Below are 16,587 nucleotides of genomic sequence, written 5' to 3' on the forward strand. Positions count from 1 at the left end.
GGATGCGCGGAAACGGAGGGCAACGATGGCCGAACACGACTACACCGCGCGGATCGTCTGGACGGGAAACCGGGGGCAGGGGACGGCCAGCTATCGCGGCTATGACCGGACGTGGAATGTCGAGACACCTGGCAAGCCGGTGATCAACTGCTCGAACGACCCGCTGCTTGGCGGGGACCCGACGCGCCATAACCCCGAGGATATGCTGATCGCGGCCCTCTCGGCCTGTCACATGCTGTGGTTCCTGCACCTGGCAAGCGATGCCGGGATCGTGGTGGAAGGCTACGAGGACGATCCGCTGGCAAAGGGCGAAAGCCTGCCCTCTGGCGCTGGCCGGTTCCTGTCGGCCACGCTGCGGCCCCGGATCGCGCTGGCGCCGGGGTCGGACCCTGATGTGGCGGACCAGATTCACGCCCGCATTCACAAGGTCTGCTACATCGCGCGATCCGTCAATTTCCCCGTCAGCTATAACGCGAGCTACATTGTGCGCCCCTCGCCCTGAGAGGTAACCGCACCCGACCTCTTGCCGCCCCGCACTGAACCGCCTAAGCCTTGGGCATGAGATTGCTTTTCCTTGGCGATGTGATGGGGCGTGCGGGGCGCGCGGCCGTTGCGAACACCCTTCCCCGGCTGAAAACCGACTGGCGGCTCGACTTCGTCGTGGTCAATGGCGAGAACGCGACCTCGGGCCATGGCCTGTCGCAAAGCCATGCAGAGACCCTGCTGGCCGCAGGCGTTGATTGCCTGACCCTTGGCGATCACGCCTTCGATCAGCGCGACATGCTGCAATTCATCAACAAGGAGCCGCGCATCGTGCGGCCTGTGAACTACGCCAAGACCGCACCGGGCCGGGGCTTTCAGCTGTTCGAGGCCAGGGGCGGGCGCAAGGTACTGGTGATGCAGGCGCTTGGGCAGGTGTTTATGAAGCGGCCCTTCTCGGACCCGTTTTCGGCGGTCGAGGGCATCCTGCGCGCGCATCCGCTTGGCGGGCTGGCCAGCGCCATTATCGTGGACATTCATTGCGAGGCGACTTCAGAGAAGATGGCCGTCGGGCACTTCTGCGATGGCCGCGCGAGCCTTGTGGTCGGCACCCACACCCATGTGCCCACGGGCGACGCACAGATCCTGCCGGGCGGCACCGCTTACCTGACGGATGCGGGCATGTGTGGCGATTACAACAGCGTTATCGGGATGGAAAAGACCGAACCCCTGCGCCGCTTCATCACCGGCATGCCGAAGGACCGGTTCACGCCGGCAGCGGGTGAGGCGACCCTGTCGGGCATATTTGTGGAAACCGATGACAAGACCGGCAAGGCGGCCAGGGTCGCCCCGATCCGCATCGGCGGGCGCTTGCAACAGGCGGGGCCGGATGGCGCGCTCTGAAAAACTGTGGCTCGTGGCGGTGCTGCTGGTCTGCTCGCTCGGGTGGGGCATTTCCATCCCCATGAGCAAGATCGCGGTCAGCGAAGGCTATCGCCACGTCGGCATCATCTTCTGGCAATTCGTGCTTGGGGCGGTCGTTCTCGGTTTTATCAACCGGATGACCGGGCGGGGCCTGCCGACAGATCCGCGCGCCTTGCGGTTTTACCTGATCATCGCCCTTATCGGCACGCTTCTGCCCAATAGCGCCAGTTATACGGCGGCCATTCATCTGCCCGGCGGCATCCTTGCGCTGTGCATTGCGATGGTGCCAATGCTGGCCTTCCCGATCGCTCTGGCCTGGGGCAATGACCGGTTTTCGCCTGCGCGGCTTTTGGGCCTGTGCCTTGGCCTTGCCGCCATTGCAATGATCATGCTGCCGGAGACCAGCCTGCCCGATCCGGCCATGCTGGTCTGGGTGCCCGTGGGGTTGATCGCCCCTGCCTTCTATGCCTTCGAGGGAAACTATGTGGCCCGCCACCAGCCCGCGGATCTGGATGCAGTGCAGGTGCTTCTTGGTGCGTCGCTTGTGGGAATCGTGATCTCTCTGCCCATTGCGCTTCTATCGGGGGAATGGATTTCCCCGCTGCCGCCCTATGGGTTGCCCGATCTGGCGGTGGTCATCTCTTCCGTTGCCCATGCGCTCAGCTATGCGGGATATGTCTGGCTGGTGGGGCGGGGTGGGCCGGTATTTGCTGTGCAGATCTCCTACCTGGTGACCGGGTTCAGCGTTGGCTGGTCGTGGCTGTTGCTTGGCGAAACCTATTCGCCTTGGGTCTGGGGCGCCTTCGCGCTGATGTTGATGGGGGTGGCCTTGGTGCAGCCGCGTGCAAAGGAAGCCCTTGCCGTTCCTCTGCCCGTCAACAATGATGGCCCCTGATCAATCGGGACGGGATCGCCGATGCTTGCTGAGTTCCTATCGCCAACCATGCAAGGGGTTCTGACCCTTGGCGTCGTGGCCGTGATGTTCATTCTGTTCGTGCGAGAGACCTTCCCGGCAGAAGTGGTCGCCATCGCCGGGGCCGCCGCGCTGCTGGCCGCCGGGTTTCTTCCCTATGCCGACGCCCTGTCAGTCCTGTCGAACCCCGCCCCCTGGACCATCGCGGCAATGTTCATCGTAATGGGGGCCTTGGTGCGCACCGGGGCGCTGGCCAGTTTTACGCATCTGGCAGAGGCTAAGGCCAAGACCCAGCCGAAGTCGGCGCTGGCGGCGCTGCTTGGCTTCGTCGTCATCGCCTCGGCCTTCGTGTCGAACACGCCTGTGGTCGTGGTCATGATCCCGGTTTTCGTGCAGATCGCCCGGTCGCTCGGTCGTCCCGCGTCAAAGTTGCTGATACCTCTGTCTTATGGCGCGATCATGGGCGGCACGCTGACGCTGATCGGGACCTCGACGAACCTGCTGGTCGATGGTGTGGCCCGCGCGCAGGGGCTGGACCCGTTTTCGATTTTCGAGGTCACGCCCGTGGGCATCGTCGTGGTGATCTGGGGAATGCTCTACATGTCCCTGATCGGCCCTCGCCTGCTGCCCGACCGCAGTTCGATGGCCGATATGCTGTCAAGCCGCAAGAAGATGAAGTTCTTCACCGAAGTGGCCCTGCCCGAGGACAGCGCCCTCATTGGCCAAAACGTCAACGAGGTGGACCTGTTCAAGCGTGAGGGCGTGCGGCTGATCGACGTTCTGCGCGGCGATGCCTCGCTGCGGCGCAATATGGCGGGCGTGGTGCTGGAGGCAGGCGACCGGGTGGTTCTGCGCACCGATATGGCCGAGGTTCTGGGCCTTCAGCAAAGCAAGGATCTGCGCACGGTGGACAAGCTGTCATCGGTGCAGACGACCACGGTCGAGGTGCTGATCTCCCCCGGCTGCCGCATGGTGGGCCGTTCGCTTGGCGCGCTGCGTCTGCGGCGGCGCTATGGTGTCTATCCGCTCGCCGTGCATCGGCGGAACCAGAATATCGGGCGGCAACTGGATGAGTTGATCGTGCAGGTGGGCGATACCCTGCTGCTGGAGGGCGATCCGGCCGACATCCAGCGCCTCGCCGCCGATATGGACCTTGTCGACATAACCGCCCCCACCGAACGTGCCTATCGCCGCCGTCACGCGCCGATTGCTTTTGCCGCCATGGTGGGCATCGTGGCCTTCGCGGGGCTTGGCGTGGCCCCCATCTTCCTGCTGTCTGTGCTGGCCGTGGCGGTGGTTCTGATCACCCGCTGCATCGACGCGGAGGAGGCGTTTTCCTTCGTCGACGGGCGTCTGTTGGCGCTGATCTTCGCCATGCTCGCCATCGGGGCGGCGCTTGAGCACACCGGCGCGGTGGAGCTGATCGTGACCACGCTGGCCCCATGGCTTGGCAACCTGCCGCCCTTCGTGCTGGTCTGGGTGATCTACCTGATCACTTCGATCCTGACCGAGCTTGTATCGAACAATGCGGTGGCAGTGGTGATCACGCCCGTGGCCATCGGGCTAGGCACCGCCATCGGGGTCGATCCCCGTCCGCTGGTCATCGCGGTGATGATCGCGGCCTCTGCCAGTTTCGCCACACCGATCGGCTACCAGACCAACATGCTGGTCTATGGCCCCGGCGGCTATCGCTTCACCGATTTCATGAAGATCGGCATCCCCCTGAACCTGAGCCTTGGCATTGTCGTGAGCCTCGTCATCCCATTGATCTGGGCATTGTGAGGGCCAAGGGGTGAGCGATTACGCCAAGGGCCTGTGGCTGACGCTGACCGGTGTTCTGATCCTGTCGCCCGACGTGCTGTTGATCCGGCTGGCGGGCCTGCCCGAATGGACGCTGATGTTCTGGCGCGGGGCGGGCATGGGCGCGGTGATCGCGCTGTGGCTGATGCTGACGCAGGGGCGTGGGGCGATTCATGCGTTCAAGGGAGTGGGGCTGGCGGGGTTGGCGATTGGGTTGAGCTACACCATTGGAAATGTGAGCTTTCTCTATTCGGTCGGCCATACGCTCGCGGCAAATACACTCTTCATCCTCGCCACGATGCCGGTGTTCTCAGCCCTCATCGCCCGGTTCGTCTTGGGCCAGCCGGTGCCGGGACGCACGTGGGCCACCATTGCGGCGGTCATGGCCGGGATTGCCCTGATCGCATGGGGAAGCGCCGGGGGCGGGCAGGGAGACCTGTTGGGGGACCTCGCCGCCGTGGTCACGGCGCTGTCCTGGGCGGTGATCTTTGCCATCGCGGGGCAGAAGAAGACGCTTTCCATGGTGCCCGCCATGTCTATTGCCGGGTTCTTCGCCATGTTTGTCTCGCTGTTCCTCGCGCCGGGGCTGTCAGTGCCCTCCGTTTCGCTGCCTTTCGTGGCCTTGATCGCGTTGATCGTCACGCCGGGGGCCACTGCGCTGCTCAGTCTTGGCCCGCGTTACCTGCCGCCTGCGGATGTGTCGCTGATCATGCTGCTGGAGGCCGTCTTCGGCCCGCTTCTGGTCTGGCTGGTGCTGGCGGAGTTCCCAGGGTTCTGGACGCTGGCGGGCGGGGGTGTGGTGCTTGGCGCGCTGGCGCTGAACAATCTGGCCGCGCTGCGGGAAGGGCGTTAGAGCGGCCAGACCAGCAGGATCGTGGGGATCGAGACGCCGATCACGATGATCTCCAGCGGCAGGCCCATGCGCCAGTAATCGCCAAAGCCGTAGCCGCCGGGGCCAAGCACCAGTGTGTTGTTCTTATGCCCGATCGGGGTCAGGAAGGCCGCCGAGGCCGCCACGGCGACAGCCATCAGGAACGGGTCGGGATTGACCTCCAGCGCCTCGGCCATGCGGATGCCGACGGGGGCGGCGACGATGGCCGTGGCCGTGTTGTTCAGCACATCGCTCAGCGTCATGGTGACAACCATCAACAGCGTCAGCGTGCCCCAGGCGGGCCAGCCTGCGCTGATCGAAACCAGCCCCTGCGCCAGCAGTTCCGTACCACCCGAGGCCTCAAGCGCCGCGCCGAGCGGGATCATCGAGCCGAGCAGCACCACGACAGGCCACTCGATATGGTCATAGACTTCCGCCAAAGGCAGGATCTTGAACAGAACATAGGCCACGACCACCAACCCGAGCGCAATCGGCAGGTAGACAAGTCCGAGCGAGGCCGCGATCACCGCGCCCGCGAAAAAGCCGATGGCGGCCCATGTCTTGCTGTCGCGGGTGACGGCAAGGCCCCGGTCGGCCAAAGTCAGCCCGCCGAGCCAGTCCACCACATCCTCGCCCGTATCCGACGGCGTCAGCAGCAGCAGGATATCGCCGGGCTGTATGACGGTCTGACGCAGCCGTTTGGTCATCCTCTGGCCCTTGCGCGAGATGCCCATCAGCACGGTGCGCTTGCGCCAGCCCAAACCAATCGCCTGTGCGGTCCGGCCCGCAATGCGGCTGCTGTCGGTCACGACCATCTCGATCAGACTGACGCCTTCGCCCACGGCGTCCTCAATCGGATGCCCCTCTGGCGCGAAGTCGAGCTTCAGCGCGGTGCGGAATTCATCGAGCGCTTCGGGCACCGCCTCCAACACCAGGATATCGCCCGCCTGAAGCACCAGGTTACGCCCCATGCCAAAGCGCCGCTTGCCATCACGGACTAGACCCAGGATCGCCACATCGGCCTTTTCCGCAGGCTCCAGCAGGTCGCGCAGGCGGGTGCCGACAATCTTGTTTTCCTCGGGGATGGTCAGCTCGGAAATGTAGGGCTCCAGCTCTCCAAGCGCGTCGCCCCCGACGCCGGAATCGCGGATCGGGATGAACCGCCAGCCAATGAACGCCACGAATGCGAGACCGGCGATGGCAGCCGCGCCGCCCACGGGAGCGAAGTCGAACATTCGAAACGACTCGCCCAGGGATTCCTCGCGGATCGCCGCGATGATGATGTTGGGGGGCGTGCCGATGAGAGTGACCATGCCGCCAAGGATCGTCGCGAAAGACAGCGGCATCAGCGACAGGCCGGGGCTGCGGCCCGCCTTGCGGGCGGTGGCGATATCGACGGGCATCAGCAGCGCCAGCGCCGCCACGTTGTTCATGAAGGCCGACAGCACACCCCCCACGCCGCCCATGATCGCGATATGGGTGCCGAGCGAGCGGCTGGCATCGACCAGTGTGCGGGTGATCAGGAAGACCGCGCCAGATCGCACCAGCCCGGCAGAGACGACCAGCACCAGCGCCACGACCAGCGTGGCCGGGTGACCAAAGCCCGAGAATGCCTCGCTTGCCGGGACCAGCCCCAGAACAACCGCCACCATCAGCGCCCCGAAGGCCACCAGGTCATAGCGGAACCGGCCCCACAGAAGCAGGCCGAAGACGATGCCGAAAAGCGAAAACAGAAGGATCTGGTCAGTGGTCATGGCACAGTCTTAACGCGCCATGACCACGGGTGTCACCCGATCAGATAAATTCTGCCGTGGGGCCGGGGCGGGCATTGGCGACAGCCAGCGCATCGCTGAGCTCGATGGTTTTGTCAAAGAGCGCCCGGCCGATGATCGCGCCAGAGATGTGCTGGACGTATTTCAGCCGCGCGATGTCATCTAGGCTGCGCGACAGTCCACGGGCGATGACGGGCGCGCGGGCGCCGTCGGCCAGTTGCGAGATCACCCCGAGCGAGCCGTCGCTGTCTTCGATATCAGCGTCGATATCGGTGACAACGAACGCCGCCAGCGGATCCTCGTCAAAGGCCGCGATGAAATCGGCGGGGGTGATCGCAGCCGTGTCGCGCCAGCCATTGGTCATCAGCTGGCCCTGGAATACATCGACGGCGACAACGATCTGGTCGGGGAAACGCTTGGCCGCCTGTTTGACGATATCGGGGTTCTGAGCGGCAAGCGAGCTCACGACGATGCGGCCCGCACCCTTGTCGATCCACATGGCGATGGACTCGAGGCTGCGGAACCCGCCGCCCAGTTGCACGGGAATGCCGGAATGAAGAATGATCTCTTCGATGATGCTGGCATTGCCATCACCGCCGACGACCCAATCCAGATCGGTCACATGCATCCATTCCGCCCCGTCGGCGGCAAAGCCCTTGGCCTTGGCGATCGGGTCGACATGCCAGATCTGCGGTTCTTCGATACGGCCACGATGCAAGGACACGCAGCGGCCGTTCTGCAGTTCGATTGTGGGGTAGATCATCATGGGTCAGGTCCTCCCGGTGGGTCTGGGCAAGACATAACCGACTCGGGTGCGGGACGTGGTGTTTGAAAACGGCATTCGCGCGATCCATGGCGTCGCGAAACCCCGCTTGCGTGTCCCCTCTGGCTTGCAGTAGAACCGCGCCGATCAAGCATTTCAGGAGAAGCGTGATGGCAGGCCATTCAAAATGGGCGAACATCCAGCATCGCAAGGGCCGTCAGGATGCGTTGCGGTCCAAGCTGTTTTCCAAGCTGGCCAAGGAAATCACCGTGGCCGCCAAGATGGGCGACCCCGACCCGGACAAGAACCCGCGCCTGCGGCTGGCGGTGAAAGAGGCCAAATCTCAATCCGTGCCCAAGGACGTGATCCAGCGCGCGATTGACAAATCCCAGGCCGCGGGCGGGGATGATTACGAGGAAATCCGCTACGAGGGCTATGGCCCGGGCGGCGTTGCGGTGATCGTCGAGGCGATGACCGACAACCGCAATCGCACCGCGTCGACGGTGCGCTCGACCTTCGGCAAGCATGGCGGCAACCTGGGTGAAACCGGCTCCGTGTCCTTCATGTTCGAACGCAAGGGCGAGATCATCTATCCTCTGTCTGCCGGTGATGAAGACGCGGTTATGGAAGCCGCGATCGAAGCTGGGGCCGAGAACGTGGAGACCAACGAGGAGAACCACGTGATCACCTGCGCCGATACCGATCTGAACGAGGTCTCGACCGCGTTGGAGGAAACCTTGGGTGAATCGGAAACCGCCAAGCTGATCTGGCAGCCCACCACCACGACCGAGCTCGATCTCGATGGCGCGCAGAAGCTGATGAAGCTGATCGAGATCCTGGAAGACGATGACGATGTGCAGCGCGTCACCGCGAATTTCGAGATTTCCGACGAGGTGATGGAGCAGTTGGCGGGCTAGAAAAAAGGGGGGCGCCACCCGTACACCCCCTGTACACCCCCCGTGCACCATGTGTGCAGACGAAAAGCGAAAAGCCCGGGGCATGCGACCGGGCTTTTTCTGTTGGTGGAGGGCCGTTCGAACGGCCTTGGAAGCGCCCTGCAAGGCGCTTGGCCCGCCCGGTGTCGAAGACCCGCGCTACTCTGCCGGAACCGCAGCGGGGCGACGGGTGAGGGTGGCCAGCCAGCGGCGATAGGTTTTCAGCGGGCGCTCGAACAGGGCGGCAAATCCGAAGCAGACCGCCAGAGTGATCCCGAGCAGCCACAGATCGTAAAGCGGCAGGCTCTCTGGCAGGCTCGCATCAAGCAACTGCAATGTCGGATAATGCATCACGTATAGCGAGAAGCTGCCGCCGGCCAGCCAGCGAATAGCCTTGGCCAGACCTTCGGACTCGCGCCATTTGCTTGCGGCCATCAGCGGGGCAACTCCGATCAGATGCAGCGCCATCAGTACGGCCAGCAGGCTGTTCCACATGACCTCGTCAGAATAGAGCAGGACGGTGTTGTAGTCGGCGGGCGCAAAGGCTCGCGCGGTTAAAGCGGCGAGCGCATCGGCCACGCCTGCCCATTTCAGGGCCACCATGGCCACGGGCGCGCCGATGGCGAGGGTCCAGGCCACGGGCCGAGACAGCGACGCGGCGTCAGGGCTCGACACGCGTCGCCAGACCAGAACGCCAAGCAGCCAGGCGGGCATCAGCGCCAGGATAGGCACGCCGGCCAGGAATGCCACCAGCGCGATCAGAACCAGCCGCCTTGCGCCCGACAGGAACACGGCGAAGCCGAAGATCATGTAATAGGCTAACTCGTAGGACAGCGACCAGATCGGGCCGTTTGAGCCGAGGCGCACCGGTTCCATCACGCCGAGCCATTGCGGGGTCAGGGTCAGGCCACGGAAAAGGAACTCAGTCCAGCTGAGATGCTGGTAGTAGCCAAGGGGATAGGCGTCCATCGTGATCCGCGTGCCGATGGCATCAAAGATCAGCGTCAGGAACAGCGCCGGGACAATCACCGTGAAGATCCGGGTGGCGCGATTATAACTGTAGGTTTTCAGATCGCCGTCGCGCTCGGCGGCGAAGGCAATGACGAGGCCGGAGATCACGAAGAACACCACCACCGCATCCGAGGCGATGTTCCAGTCGCGCAAGAAGTAGTAGTCGCCTCCGGTAAAGCGGACATGCGCCATGTGTCCGAAGAGCACCGCAAAAGCCGCAAGCGCCCGGACCGCATCGAGCCAGAGGGAGAAGCCACGGGTCATGCGCCTTACTCCGCCGGATGCTGTGACGGCGAGGGATCGGCAGCCTCGGGCTTCATCCCGAAGCGGTCCCTCAGCGCCTGCCAGCTTTCCACGAAGGGCAGCACCATCGCCGCGCGCAGGGTGGGGTGGGGCTGGTCCTTTAGGTTGCCCTGCCGGTCGGCGACACCATAGGTCAGATCCTCGTAGCTTTCGGGGATGTAGAGCGTGCCGAACATCCAGTCCCACAGGGCGAAGATCGAGCCATAGTTCTTGTTGAAATGCTTCTTCGCCGCCGAATGGTGGATCTGGTGTTGCGCGGGCGAGATCAGGATATGCTCCATCACACGGCCGTAGCTGACCCAGATATGGCTGTGGCGAAAGTTCGATCCGAGCGCGTTGAATGCCACGTAGAACACATTCGCCCCGCCAATCGTCACAAGGTTTGCCTGACCGACAAGTGCATAGAGCGCGACGCCCTGCACGACGCCGACGATGACGCTGGCCATGATGTTGCGGATCAGCACCTCGACCGGATGAACGCGGGCGACGGTGACGGGTGTCAGCACGTCGGCAGAATGGTGGACGGCGTGGAAGGGCCAGAGCGATTGCCATTCGTGGCAGATGCGATGCGTCCAATATTTGGAGAAGTCGTTCACCACCACGATGATGAGGGTCAGAAGCGCGGTACGCCCGAGGGTCACCGGCGGCAGGGCGTAGCCTTCACCGGAAAATGCCGCCAGCGTCACCACGACCTTGAAGGCCACGAAGGGAATGAAGACCACGGCTCCGAAGAACCCCACGGCACCGAGGATGTGATTGGCAAGGAAGAGCTTGAGGTCCACCCAGTTCGACTTGTGGGTGTAAACCGATTTCGGCACCAGCCAGGACAGGAAAGGCGCGGGCCGCCCGCGCGCCAGCCAGATGATGAAGGCCAGAGCGATCGTCGGCGCGATATAGATCAGCGCGAAGCGGATGCCCGGGTCGATGGGTGCCCGGAAGACAGCCGTCACAATATCGGTAAACCAGTCCATGTTTTCATGCCTTGCCCGTTATTCTTTGACGCAGGCTAGGCAGAGAAGATGGCGACAACGGGGCACCAATCGGATGAATTCGAGCCAATTGTTCAGGATCAGGGCGGGGTTAGCTGGGTTGCCGCCTGCCGTTTCAGGGCGCGGGTCAGGTCGCGCAGGGCCGGGGTGGCCTGACGGCTGACCTGCCAGAAGAGGGGCGTGGAGAAGCGCTTTCGGGGGATGAGTTCGACCAGGGTTCCACTGTCGAGATAGGGCTGAAACAGGGCGACCGGGTTTGCCCCCCATCCAAGACCCAGGCAGATCGCCTCGGTGATGCCTTGCGTGGTCGGCAGGTAGTGGGTGGGGACGGACAGCCGCGTGCCGCCGATGGCCGCCGCCCAGTCCCGCTGCAGCCGGTCCTTGCGGTTGAAGGTCAGGCAGGGGGCGCGGGCCAGTGCATCTGCCGTGACGCCATGGTCGAACCAGCGGGCCGCGAAATCCGGGGTGCATGTCACGGCATAGGGCAAGGCGCCAAGCGGATGCAGATCGCAGCCAGAAATGGCCCGTCCGTGCGAGGTGATCGCCGCCGTGACCTCACCGGCGCGTATCAGATCCGCCGAATGGTCCTGGTCGTCGACGGTGATATCGAACAGGAAACCTGTCGCTGCGGCCAGCGCGGGCAGCGCCCATGTGGCGAGGCTGTCGGCATTCACGGCGATCCGCAGGGGGCGGTCCGGGTCAGGACCAAACCCCGCCAGATCCTGTACGAGTGTCTTTTCCATCAGGCCCACCTCTTCCGCATGGCGCAGCAGGCGCGCACCGGCCTCGGTCGCCATGCAGGGGCGTCCGCGGCGTATCAGGATGGTGCCGACCCGGTCCTCCAGCTGCTTGATGCGCTGCGTGATGGCCGGTTGGGTCAGGCCGAGCTGTCGCGCTGCCCCGGCGAAACTGCCGGTGTTCAGGATGGCCGCAAGGGCCTTGAGGGCATCGTAGTCGAGAATCATAAGTATAGTTTATCATACAGAGTAATAAGTAAGTCGAATTTATTGACGGAACGCGCTAGCAGGGGGCGTCGTCAAAGGGGTTTTCCATGTTTCACGCCGTGTCTGCCGGGTTCTATCTGGGCTTCAGCCTGATCCTTGCCATCGGGGCGCAGAACGCTTTCGTCCTGCGGCAAGGGCTTCGCCGGACCCATGTGTTCCCAGTGGTGCTGACATGCGCGATATCAGACGCGGTTCTGATCGCGCTTGGCGTTGGCGGCTTTTCCGTCATGATTGACCTGATACCCTGGATCGCACCCGCCCTGCGTTTTGGCGGGGCGGCGTTTCTGATCTGGTACGGCGCGCGCAGTTTCCATGCCATGTGGCGCGGGGGCGAAGCGTTGCGAGCGGCCGACACCGGCGCGGGGTCTCTGCGGGCGGCGCTGCTGACCTGCCTGGCGCTGACCTGGCTCAATCCGCATGTCTATCTGGATACGGTCCTGCTGATCGGGTCCATCGCCACCCAATATGGCGAGAATGCCCATTGGTTCGGCGCAGGTGCGGTGACTTCCAGCTTCACCTTCTTCTTCTCGCTCGGATACGGCGCGCGGCTTTTGGCGCCGGTCTTTGCCCGCCCGCGGGCGTGGCAGGTGCTGGATGGGGTCATCGGGCTGGTGATGTGGGCGATTGCGGCGAAGCTTTTGTTTGGGACGTGACGTATCGCCTTGCCGTTCCCCGCGCTTTGGGGTTCTTTGCTGCACATGGCAAGCAATTCCCCCCCCGAGCGCCCGAGCGGCCAGAACCCCGCAATGGGAGTGTTCTGGATGGTGGTCACCGGGGCCTGCTTCGTGGCGGTGACGGCTTTGGTGAAGATCGTCGGGCCAACGGTGCCACCCGCGCAATCGGCCTTCCTGCGCTATGCGCTCGGGCTGGTTTTCGTGCTGCCGATGATCCGGCCCATTCTGAACGCGCAGCTCTCGCGCCGGGCAATCAAGCTATTTGCCTTGCGCGGTTTCGTCCATACGTTTGGCGTGATCAGCTGGTTCTACGCGATGACCCAGATCTCGATCGCCGAGGTGACGGCGATGAACTATCTGAACCCGATCTACGTGACGATCCTGGCGGCCATCTTCCTGGGCGAGCGGCTGGCGATGCGGCGGATCATGGCGGTGGTCGTGGCCTTCTGCGGGGCGTTGATCATCCTGCGCCCCGGCTTTCGGGAAATAAGTCCCGGCCATATCGCGATGCTGTTCACGGCAGCGGCGTTTTCCGTTGGCTATCTGGTGGCCAAGATCATGGCGGATGAAACCTCGCCCGCCGTGGTGGTGGGGATGCTGTCCTTGACGGTGACAGTCGGGCTTGCCCCCTTTGCCTGGGCGGTCTGGGTGCCGCCGACATGGGAACAGATTGGCTGGCTGTTCCTCGTCGCCTGTTTCGCCACGGCGGGGCATTTCACCATGACGATGGCCTTCAAGGCCGCGCCCCTGACGGTCACGCAGCCGGTGACCTTCCTGCAACTGATTTGGGCCACGCTGCTTGGCGCGGTCGCCTTTGGCGAGCCCGCCGATATCTTCGTGATTATCGGAGGCGCGATGATCATTGCGGCGATCAGCTATATCACCCTGCGCGAAGCGATGCTGCGCCGCAAACAGGTGACGCCGGCGGTTGCGCAGACCAAGCTGTAGCGGCCGGCGTTCGTTTGTTGCCACCCGAATAGGCATCAGGTGCAGAGATTGCCTAGCGGCGATCCAACGCGGTGCAGGCGACGGTTCCGGCATGTTGCGTGCGCTTGTCGCCGCGCCGGTCGGGCGTATTCCTGATCCCGTGGAGGATCACGAATGGCTTTGGAAGCGATCTTGTTTGGCGGGATCGGTGCGATCTCGGAATGTGCCGATCTGGACCGGGCGGCATGGAATGGCGCGTTTCGCGCGCAGGGGCTGGACTGGGACTGGAGCTGGGACATGTACCAGCGGCTGCTGGCCACCCGTGACGACCGTTCACCCGTGGCGCGCTTCGCGGTGCAGCAGGGGTGCGCGGTGGATGTCGCCGCTGTGGAACGCACCCAATCGCATCTCTTCGCGGCGATGCTGGCCGAAGGGTTGCCACTGCGCCCGGGCGTGGCGGCGGTGATCATGGCAGCGGCGGGACGCGGGCTAAAACTGGGGCTTGTCAGCCGCTCGGCGACGGAACCGGTTCGGGCCATGCTGAAGGCGACGGCACGGGCGCGCGGCGGCGTCGGGTTCGACGTGGCGATCCTGCGTGACGACCTGCTCCACCTGCCGCCGCATCCGGAGGCCTATCAGCTCGCATTGGCGCAGGTCGGCGTGTTGCCCTCTGCCGCCCTTGCAGTGGTCGACAGCGCCGCAGCACTGCAAGCCGCGGCCGCTGCGGGGATCGGCACTTTGGGCTTTCCCGGTGCCCTTGCACGGTCTGGCGGGCTAGGCGTGCCGGGGCAGGGCGGTGAGGTGGCGGTACTGTCCATGGCCGAGGTCGATGCAGCGTGGCGGCGCAGTCTGAGGCAGGCGGCGGAGTAAGGCTTTTTTCAGAATCCGCCGCCGCGATTGACCTCGGTCAAAGTCGGGCTTTCGCGCGCCCTGCTATCCATGCTGTCGGAACACGACAATAAGAGGAGCGCGACATGTCCCATACCCCCCATGAACTGGCCGAGGAATTTCCCGACAAGGTCGAGAAGATCCACGAGCTGAAGACCTCCAACGCCCATTTCGCCAAGCTGATGGACGAATATCACGAGGTGAACCGCGCCGTGCATCGCGCCGAGACGGGCATTGAGCCGAAAGAGGAGCTGGCCGAGGTTGAGATGCGCAAGAAGCGCATGCATCTGAAAGACGAAATCGCCGGGATGCTGGCAAAGGCCTGATCGATATCACATCTCGAAACTGGCGCGGTCGGGGCTATGCCTCGGCCGCGTCTTCGTTTTCGGAGCAGCCTTCCACATGGGCCTGGAAACGCTCGAAGAACTGGTCGGCCATCTTGCGCGCGAACCCGTCGATCAGGCGCGAGCCAAGTTGTGCGATCTTGCCGCCCACCCTGGCCTCGACATCGTAGAACAACTCGGTGCCGCCTTCGGCATCCTCCAGCCGAACCTTGGCCTCGCCTTTCGCAAACCCCGCGACGCCACCCTTGCCTTCGCCCGAGATGGTGTAGCTTTCGTTTTCGACGACATCCGACAGAGTGACCTCACCCTTGAAGGTGGCTTTCACCGGGCCGACCTTCTGCTTGACGGTGGCGGCGAAACCCTCCTCGGGTGATCCCCTCAGTTCCTCACAGCCCGGAATGCATTCCTTCAGAACCTCGGCAGAGTTCAAAGCCGCCCAGACCGTCGCCCGATCCGCCGCGATCACCCGGCTTGAATGCATTTCCATGATGGTCCTCCCGATTGCGTGTCACGATAATTTGGCCGGGGTCGGCGGCCTGCGTCAACGCCCGATCTCATAGGGCAGGGTTCCGCGCTGATCAGGGTCGATGCGCAATTGTCGTTCCAATGGCGGCACGGATCGCTGATGGCAATTGGTGCGTTCGCAGATACGACAGGAAATGCCAATCGGCTGATAGGCGCTGGCGGTGCCGATATCCATGCCATCGGCATAGACCACGGCATCGGCATGCTGCACCTCGCAACCCAGCCCGATAGCAAACCGCCTTGTGGGGGCGTGGAACGATCCGCCCGATTTCGACACGTCGCGGGCAAGGCACAGGTAGCGGACCCCGTCTGGCGTTTCGGCCAGTTGGCGCAGGAAACGGCCCGGCGTCTCGAACGCCTGATGAACGTTCCACAGCGGGCACGCCCCGCCGAAGCGGGCGAATTGCAGCCTTGTTGCGCTGTGGCGCTTGGTGATGGTGCCGGCCTGATCGACGCGGACGAAGAAGAAAGGAATGCCCTTGGCACCGGGGCGTTGCATCGTGGACAGGCGGTGCGCCACCTGCTCGATCGAGGCCCCGAAGCGGACGGCCAGCTGTTCCAGATCGTGGCGGGTCTCGCTTGCGGCGTCCATGAACCGGCCATAGGGCATCAGCACAGCGCCCGCGAAGTAATTGGCCATACCCACCTTGGCGATGGAGCGGGCAGTGTCGGTCTGGAACCGGGCGAGGTCGAGCGTCGCCTCCAGCAGCCGGTCCTGTGCGATCAGGGCATATTGATGCAATAGCTGGAAGCGCTGCGTTTCGGGGGCGGTGCGAGGCGACAGCGTCAGTTCTTTCCGGGTCGGGTCATAGCGGCGAATACCGGCATCGTCGGCGTAGCGCACCGTAATCCCCTGATCGTCAAACGCCGCGCGGATATGGGCATCCAGATTGCCACCCGCCTTTTCGGCGAAGCGTTCGGCGGCGTGATCCACCGCGTCAATGTAATTGTCGCAATAATGGAAGAAATCGCGCACCTCTTCCCACGGGCTGGCGGCGACGCGCGCGCCTTCGCGGCCAAGCGCCTCATCCAGCGAGGCGAGCCGTTCATGGGTTTGCCTGTACGCGCGGTGCAGGTCGAGGAAGGCGCGGGCCAGTGCGGGGGCATTCGACGCGGTCAGGCGCAGGTCGGGCAGGGGCGGGGCGGCCTCGGTAAAAACCGGATCGGCCAGCGCCTCTCGCATGTCGGAGACCAGCCGTTCGGTGTCGCCCGAAGCCAGCTCGGTCACGTCATAGCCGAACTCCTGCACCAGCCCGAGCATTACGGTCGAGGACACGGGCCGGTTGTTGTTTTCCATCTGGTTGAGATAGGGCAGCGACACGCCAAGCTTGGTGGCAAACTCCTTTTGCGTCAGGCCCATGCGCCCGCGCAATTCACGCAGCTTCGCCCCGGCATAGAGTTTCTGGATCGCCATGCTCGCCTCTTACTTTGCAAAGTCACTATGAGCTTTGCAAAGCCTTGCGG

At 63.8% G+C, this 16,587-nt stretch carries 17 protein-coding genes; 10 read left to right on the forward strand and 7 right to left on the reverse strand.

Features of this window, described 5'->3' with window-relative positions; genetic code table 11:
• The first annotated feature begins 25 nt into the window (after positions 1-25).
• The 5 genes from ACOOEX_RS04425 to ACOOEX_RS04445 are packed head-to-tail and all read left to right on the forward strand — an operon-like array spanning position 26 to position 4,970.
• Positions 26-502, forward strand: coding sequence for an OsmC family protein (locus ACOOEX_RS04425; RefSeq protein ID WP_420397303.1), 477 nt, complete (start codon positions 26-28; stop codon positions 500-502).
• A gap of 56 nt (positions 503-558) precedes the next feature.
• Entirely contained in the window at positions 559-1,383 is an 825-nt protein-coding gene (locus ACOOEX_RS04430) for a TIGR00282 family metallophosphoesterase (protein WP_420397304.1), read from the forward strand.
• The gene (locus tag ACOOEX_RS04435; RefSeq protein WP_420397305.1) at positions 1,370-2,299 is read left to right on the forward strand and encodes a DMT family transporter; all 930 of its coding nucleotides are present in this window, start codon (positions 1,370-1,372) and stop codon (positions 2,297-2,299) included. Before ACOOEX_RS04430 ends, ACOOEX_RS04435 begins: the two co-directional genes overlap by 14 nt.
• 21 nt (positions 2,300-2,320) lie before the next feature.
• Entirely contained in the window at positions 2,321-4,099 is a 1,779-nt protein-coding gene (locus ACOOEX_RS04440) for an SLC13 family permease (protein WP_420397306.1), read from the forward strand.
• A 10-nt stretch (positions 4,100-4,109) separates the two neighbouring features.
• Positions 4,110-4,970, forward strand: a complete 861-nt coding sequence (locus tag ACOOEX_RS04445) for a DMT family transporter (protein WP_420397307.1) — start codon at positions 4,110-4,112, stop codon at positions 4,968-4,970.
• On the opposite strand, the gene ACOOEX_RS04450 is transcribed toward ACOOEX_RS04445, so the two are convergent.
• Positions 4,967-6,742 (reverse strand): SLC13 family permease, encoded by a 1,776-nt coding sequence (locus ACOOEX_RS04450; RefSeq protein ID WP_420397308.1) that lies wholly within the window; start codon positions 6,740-6,742, stop codon positions 4,967-4,969. The genes ACOOEX_RS04445 and ACOOEX_RS04450 overlap by 4 nt on opposite strands.
• A gap of 40 nt (positions 6,743-6,782) precedes the next feature.
• On the reverse strand, positions 6,783-7,526 hold the full coding sequence (locus ACOOEX_RS04455; protein WP_420397309.1) for a HisA/HisF-related TIM barrel protein: 744 nt from the start codon (positions 7,524-7,526) through the stop codon (positions 6,783-6,785).
• A 167-nt stretch (positions 7,527-7,693) separates the two neighbouring features.
• Here ACOOEX_RS04455 and ACOOEX_RS04460 point away from each other — a divergent pair, with 167 nt between their 5' ends.
• Positions 7,694-8,440 carry a YebC/PmpR family DNA-binding transcriptional regulator gene (locus tag ACOOEX_RS04460; protein WP_420397310.1) on the forward strand — a complete coding sequence of 249 codons (747 nt, stop codon included), beginning with the start codon at positions 7,694-7,696 and terminating at the stop codon, positions 8,438-8,440.
• 177 nt (positions 8,441-8,617) lie between these two features.
• Here the strand turns inward: ACOOEX_RS04460 and ACOOEX_RS04465 are convergent, their stop codons facing one another.
• The 3 genes from ACOOEX_RS04465 to ACOOEX_RS04475 all read right to left on the reverse strand — a co-directional run bounded on the left by ACOOEX_RS04465 (position 8,618) and on the right by ACOOEX_RS04475 (position 11,726).
• Positions 8,618-9,733, reverse strand: coding sequence for an acyltransferase family protein (locus tag ACOOEX_RS04465; protein ID WP_420397311.1), 1,116 nt, complete (start codon positions 9,731-9,733; stop codon positions 8,618-8,620).
• Between the two features lie 5 nt (positions 9,734-9,738).
• A complete protein-coding gene (locus tag ACOOEX_RS04470) occupies positions 9,739-10,743 on the reverse strand; it encodes a sterol desaturase family protein (protein ID WP_420397312.1) in 1,005 nt (334 codons plus the stop codon).
• Between the two features lie 98 nt (positions 10,744-10,841).
• Entirely contained in the window at positions 10,842-11,726 is an 885-nt protein-coding gene (locus ACOOEX_RS04475; protein ID WP_420397313.1) for a LysR family transcriptional regulator ArgP, read from the reverse strand.
• 86 nt (positions 11,727-11,812) lie between these two features.
• Between ACOOEX_RS04475 and ACOOEX_RS04480 the strand changes: the two genes are divergently transcribed.
• The 4 genes from ACOOEX_RS04480 to ACOOEX_RS04495 all read left to right on the forward strand — a co-directional run bounded on the left by ACOOEX_RS04480 (position 11,813) and on the right by ACOOEX_RS04495 (position 14,580).
• A complete protein-coding gene (locus ACOOEX_RS04480; RefSeq protein WP_420397314.1) occupies positions 11,813-12,418 on the forward strand; it encodes a LysE/ArgO family amino acid transporter in 606 nt (201 codons plus the stop codon).
• Positions 12,419-12,511: 93 nt separating this feature from the next.
• Positions 12,512-13,387 carry a DMT family transporter gene (locus ACOOEX_RS04485; RefSeq protein ID WP_420397315.1) on the forward strand — a complete coding sequence of 292 codons (876 nt, stop codon included), beginning with the start codon at positions 12,512-12,514 and terminating at the stop codon, positions 13,385-13,387.
• A gap of 153 nt (positions 13,388-13,540) precedes the next feature.
• Positions 13,541-14,236, forward strand: a complete 696-nt coding sequence (locus ACOOEX_RS04490; protein WP_420397316.1) for an HAD family hydrolase — start codon at positions 13,541-13,543, stop codon at positions 14,234-14,236.
• 104 nt (positions 14,237-14,340) lie between these two features.
• A complete protein-coding gene (locus tag ACOOEX_RS04495) occupies positions 14,341-14,580 on the forward strand; it encodes a YdcH family protein (RefSeq protein WP_420397317.1) in 240 nt (79 codons plus the stop codon).
• Positions 14,581-14,614: 34 nt separating this feature from the next.
• Here ACOOEX_RS04495 and ACOOEX_RS04500 read toward each other — a convergent pair whose 3' ends face one another.
• The gene (locus ACOOEX_RS04500; RefSeq protein WP_420397318.1) at positions 14,615-15,085 is read right to left on the reverse strand and encodes a CoxG family protein; all 471 of its coding nucleotides are present in this window, start codon (positions 15,083-15,085) and stop codon (positions 14,615-14,617) included.
• 54 nt (positions 15,086-15,139) lie between these two features.
• A complete protein-coding gene (locus ACOOEX_RS04505; protein WP_420397319.1) occupies positions 15,140-16,537 on the reverse strand; it encodes a helix-turn-helix domain-containing protein in 1,398 nt (465 codons plus the stop codon).
• Positions 16,538-16,587: the final 50 nt, after the last annotated feature.

Source organism: Nioella sp., assembly GCF_965215655.1.
GTDB lineage: Bacteria > Pseudomonadota > Alphaproteobacteria > Rhodobacterales > Rhodobacteraceae > Nioella.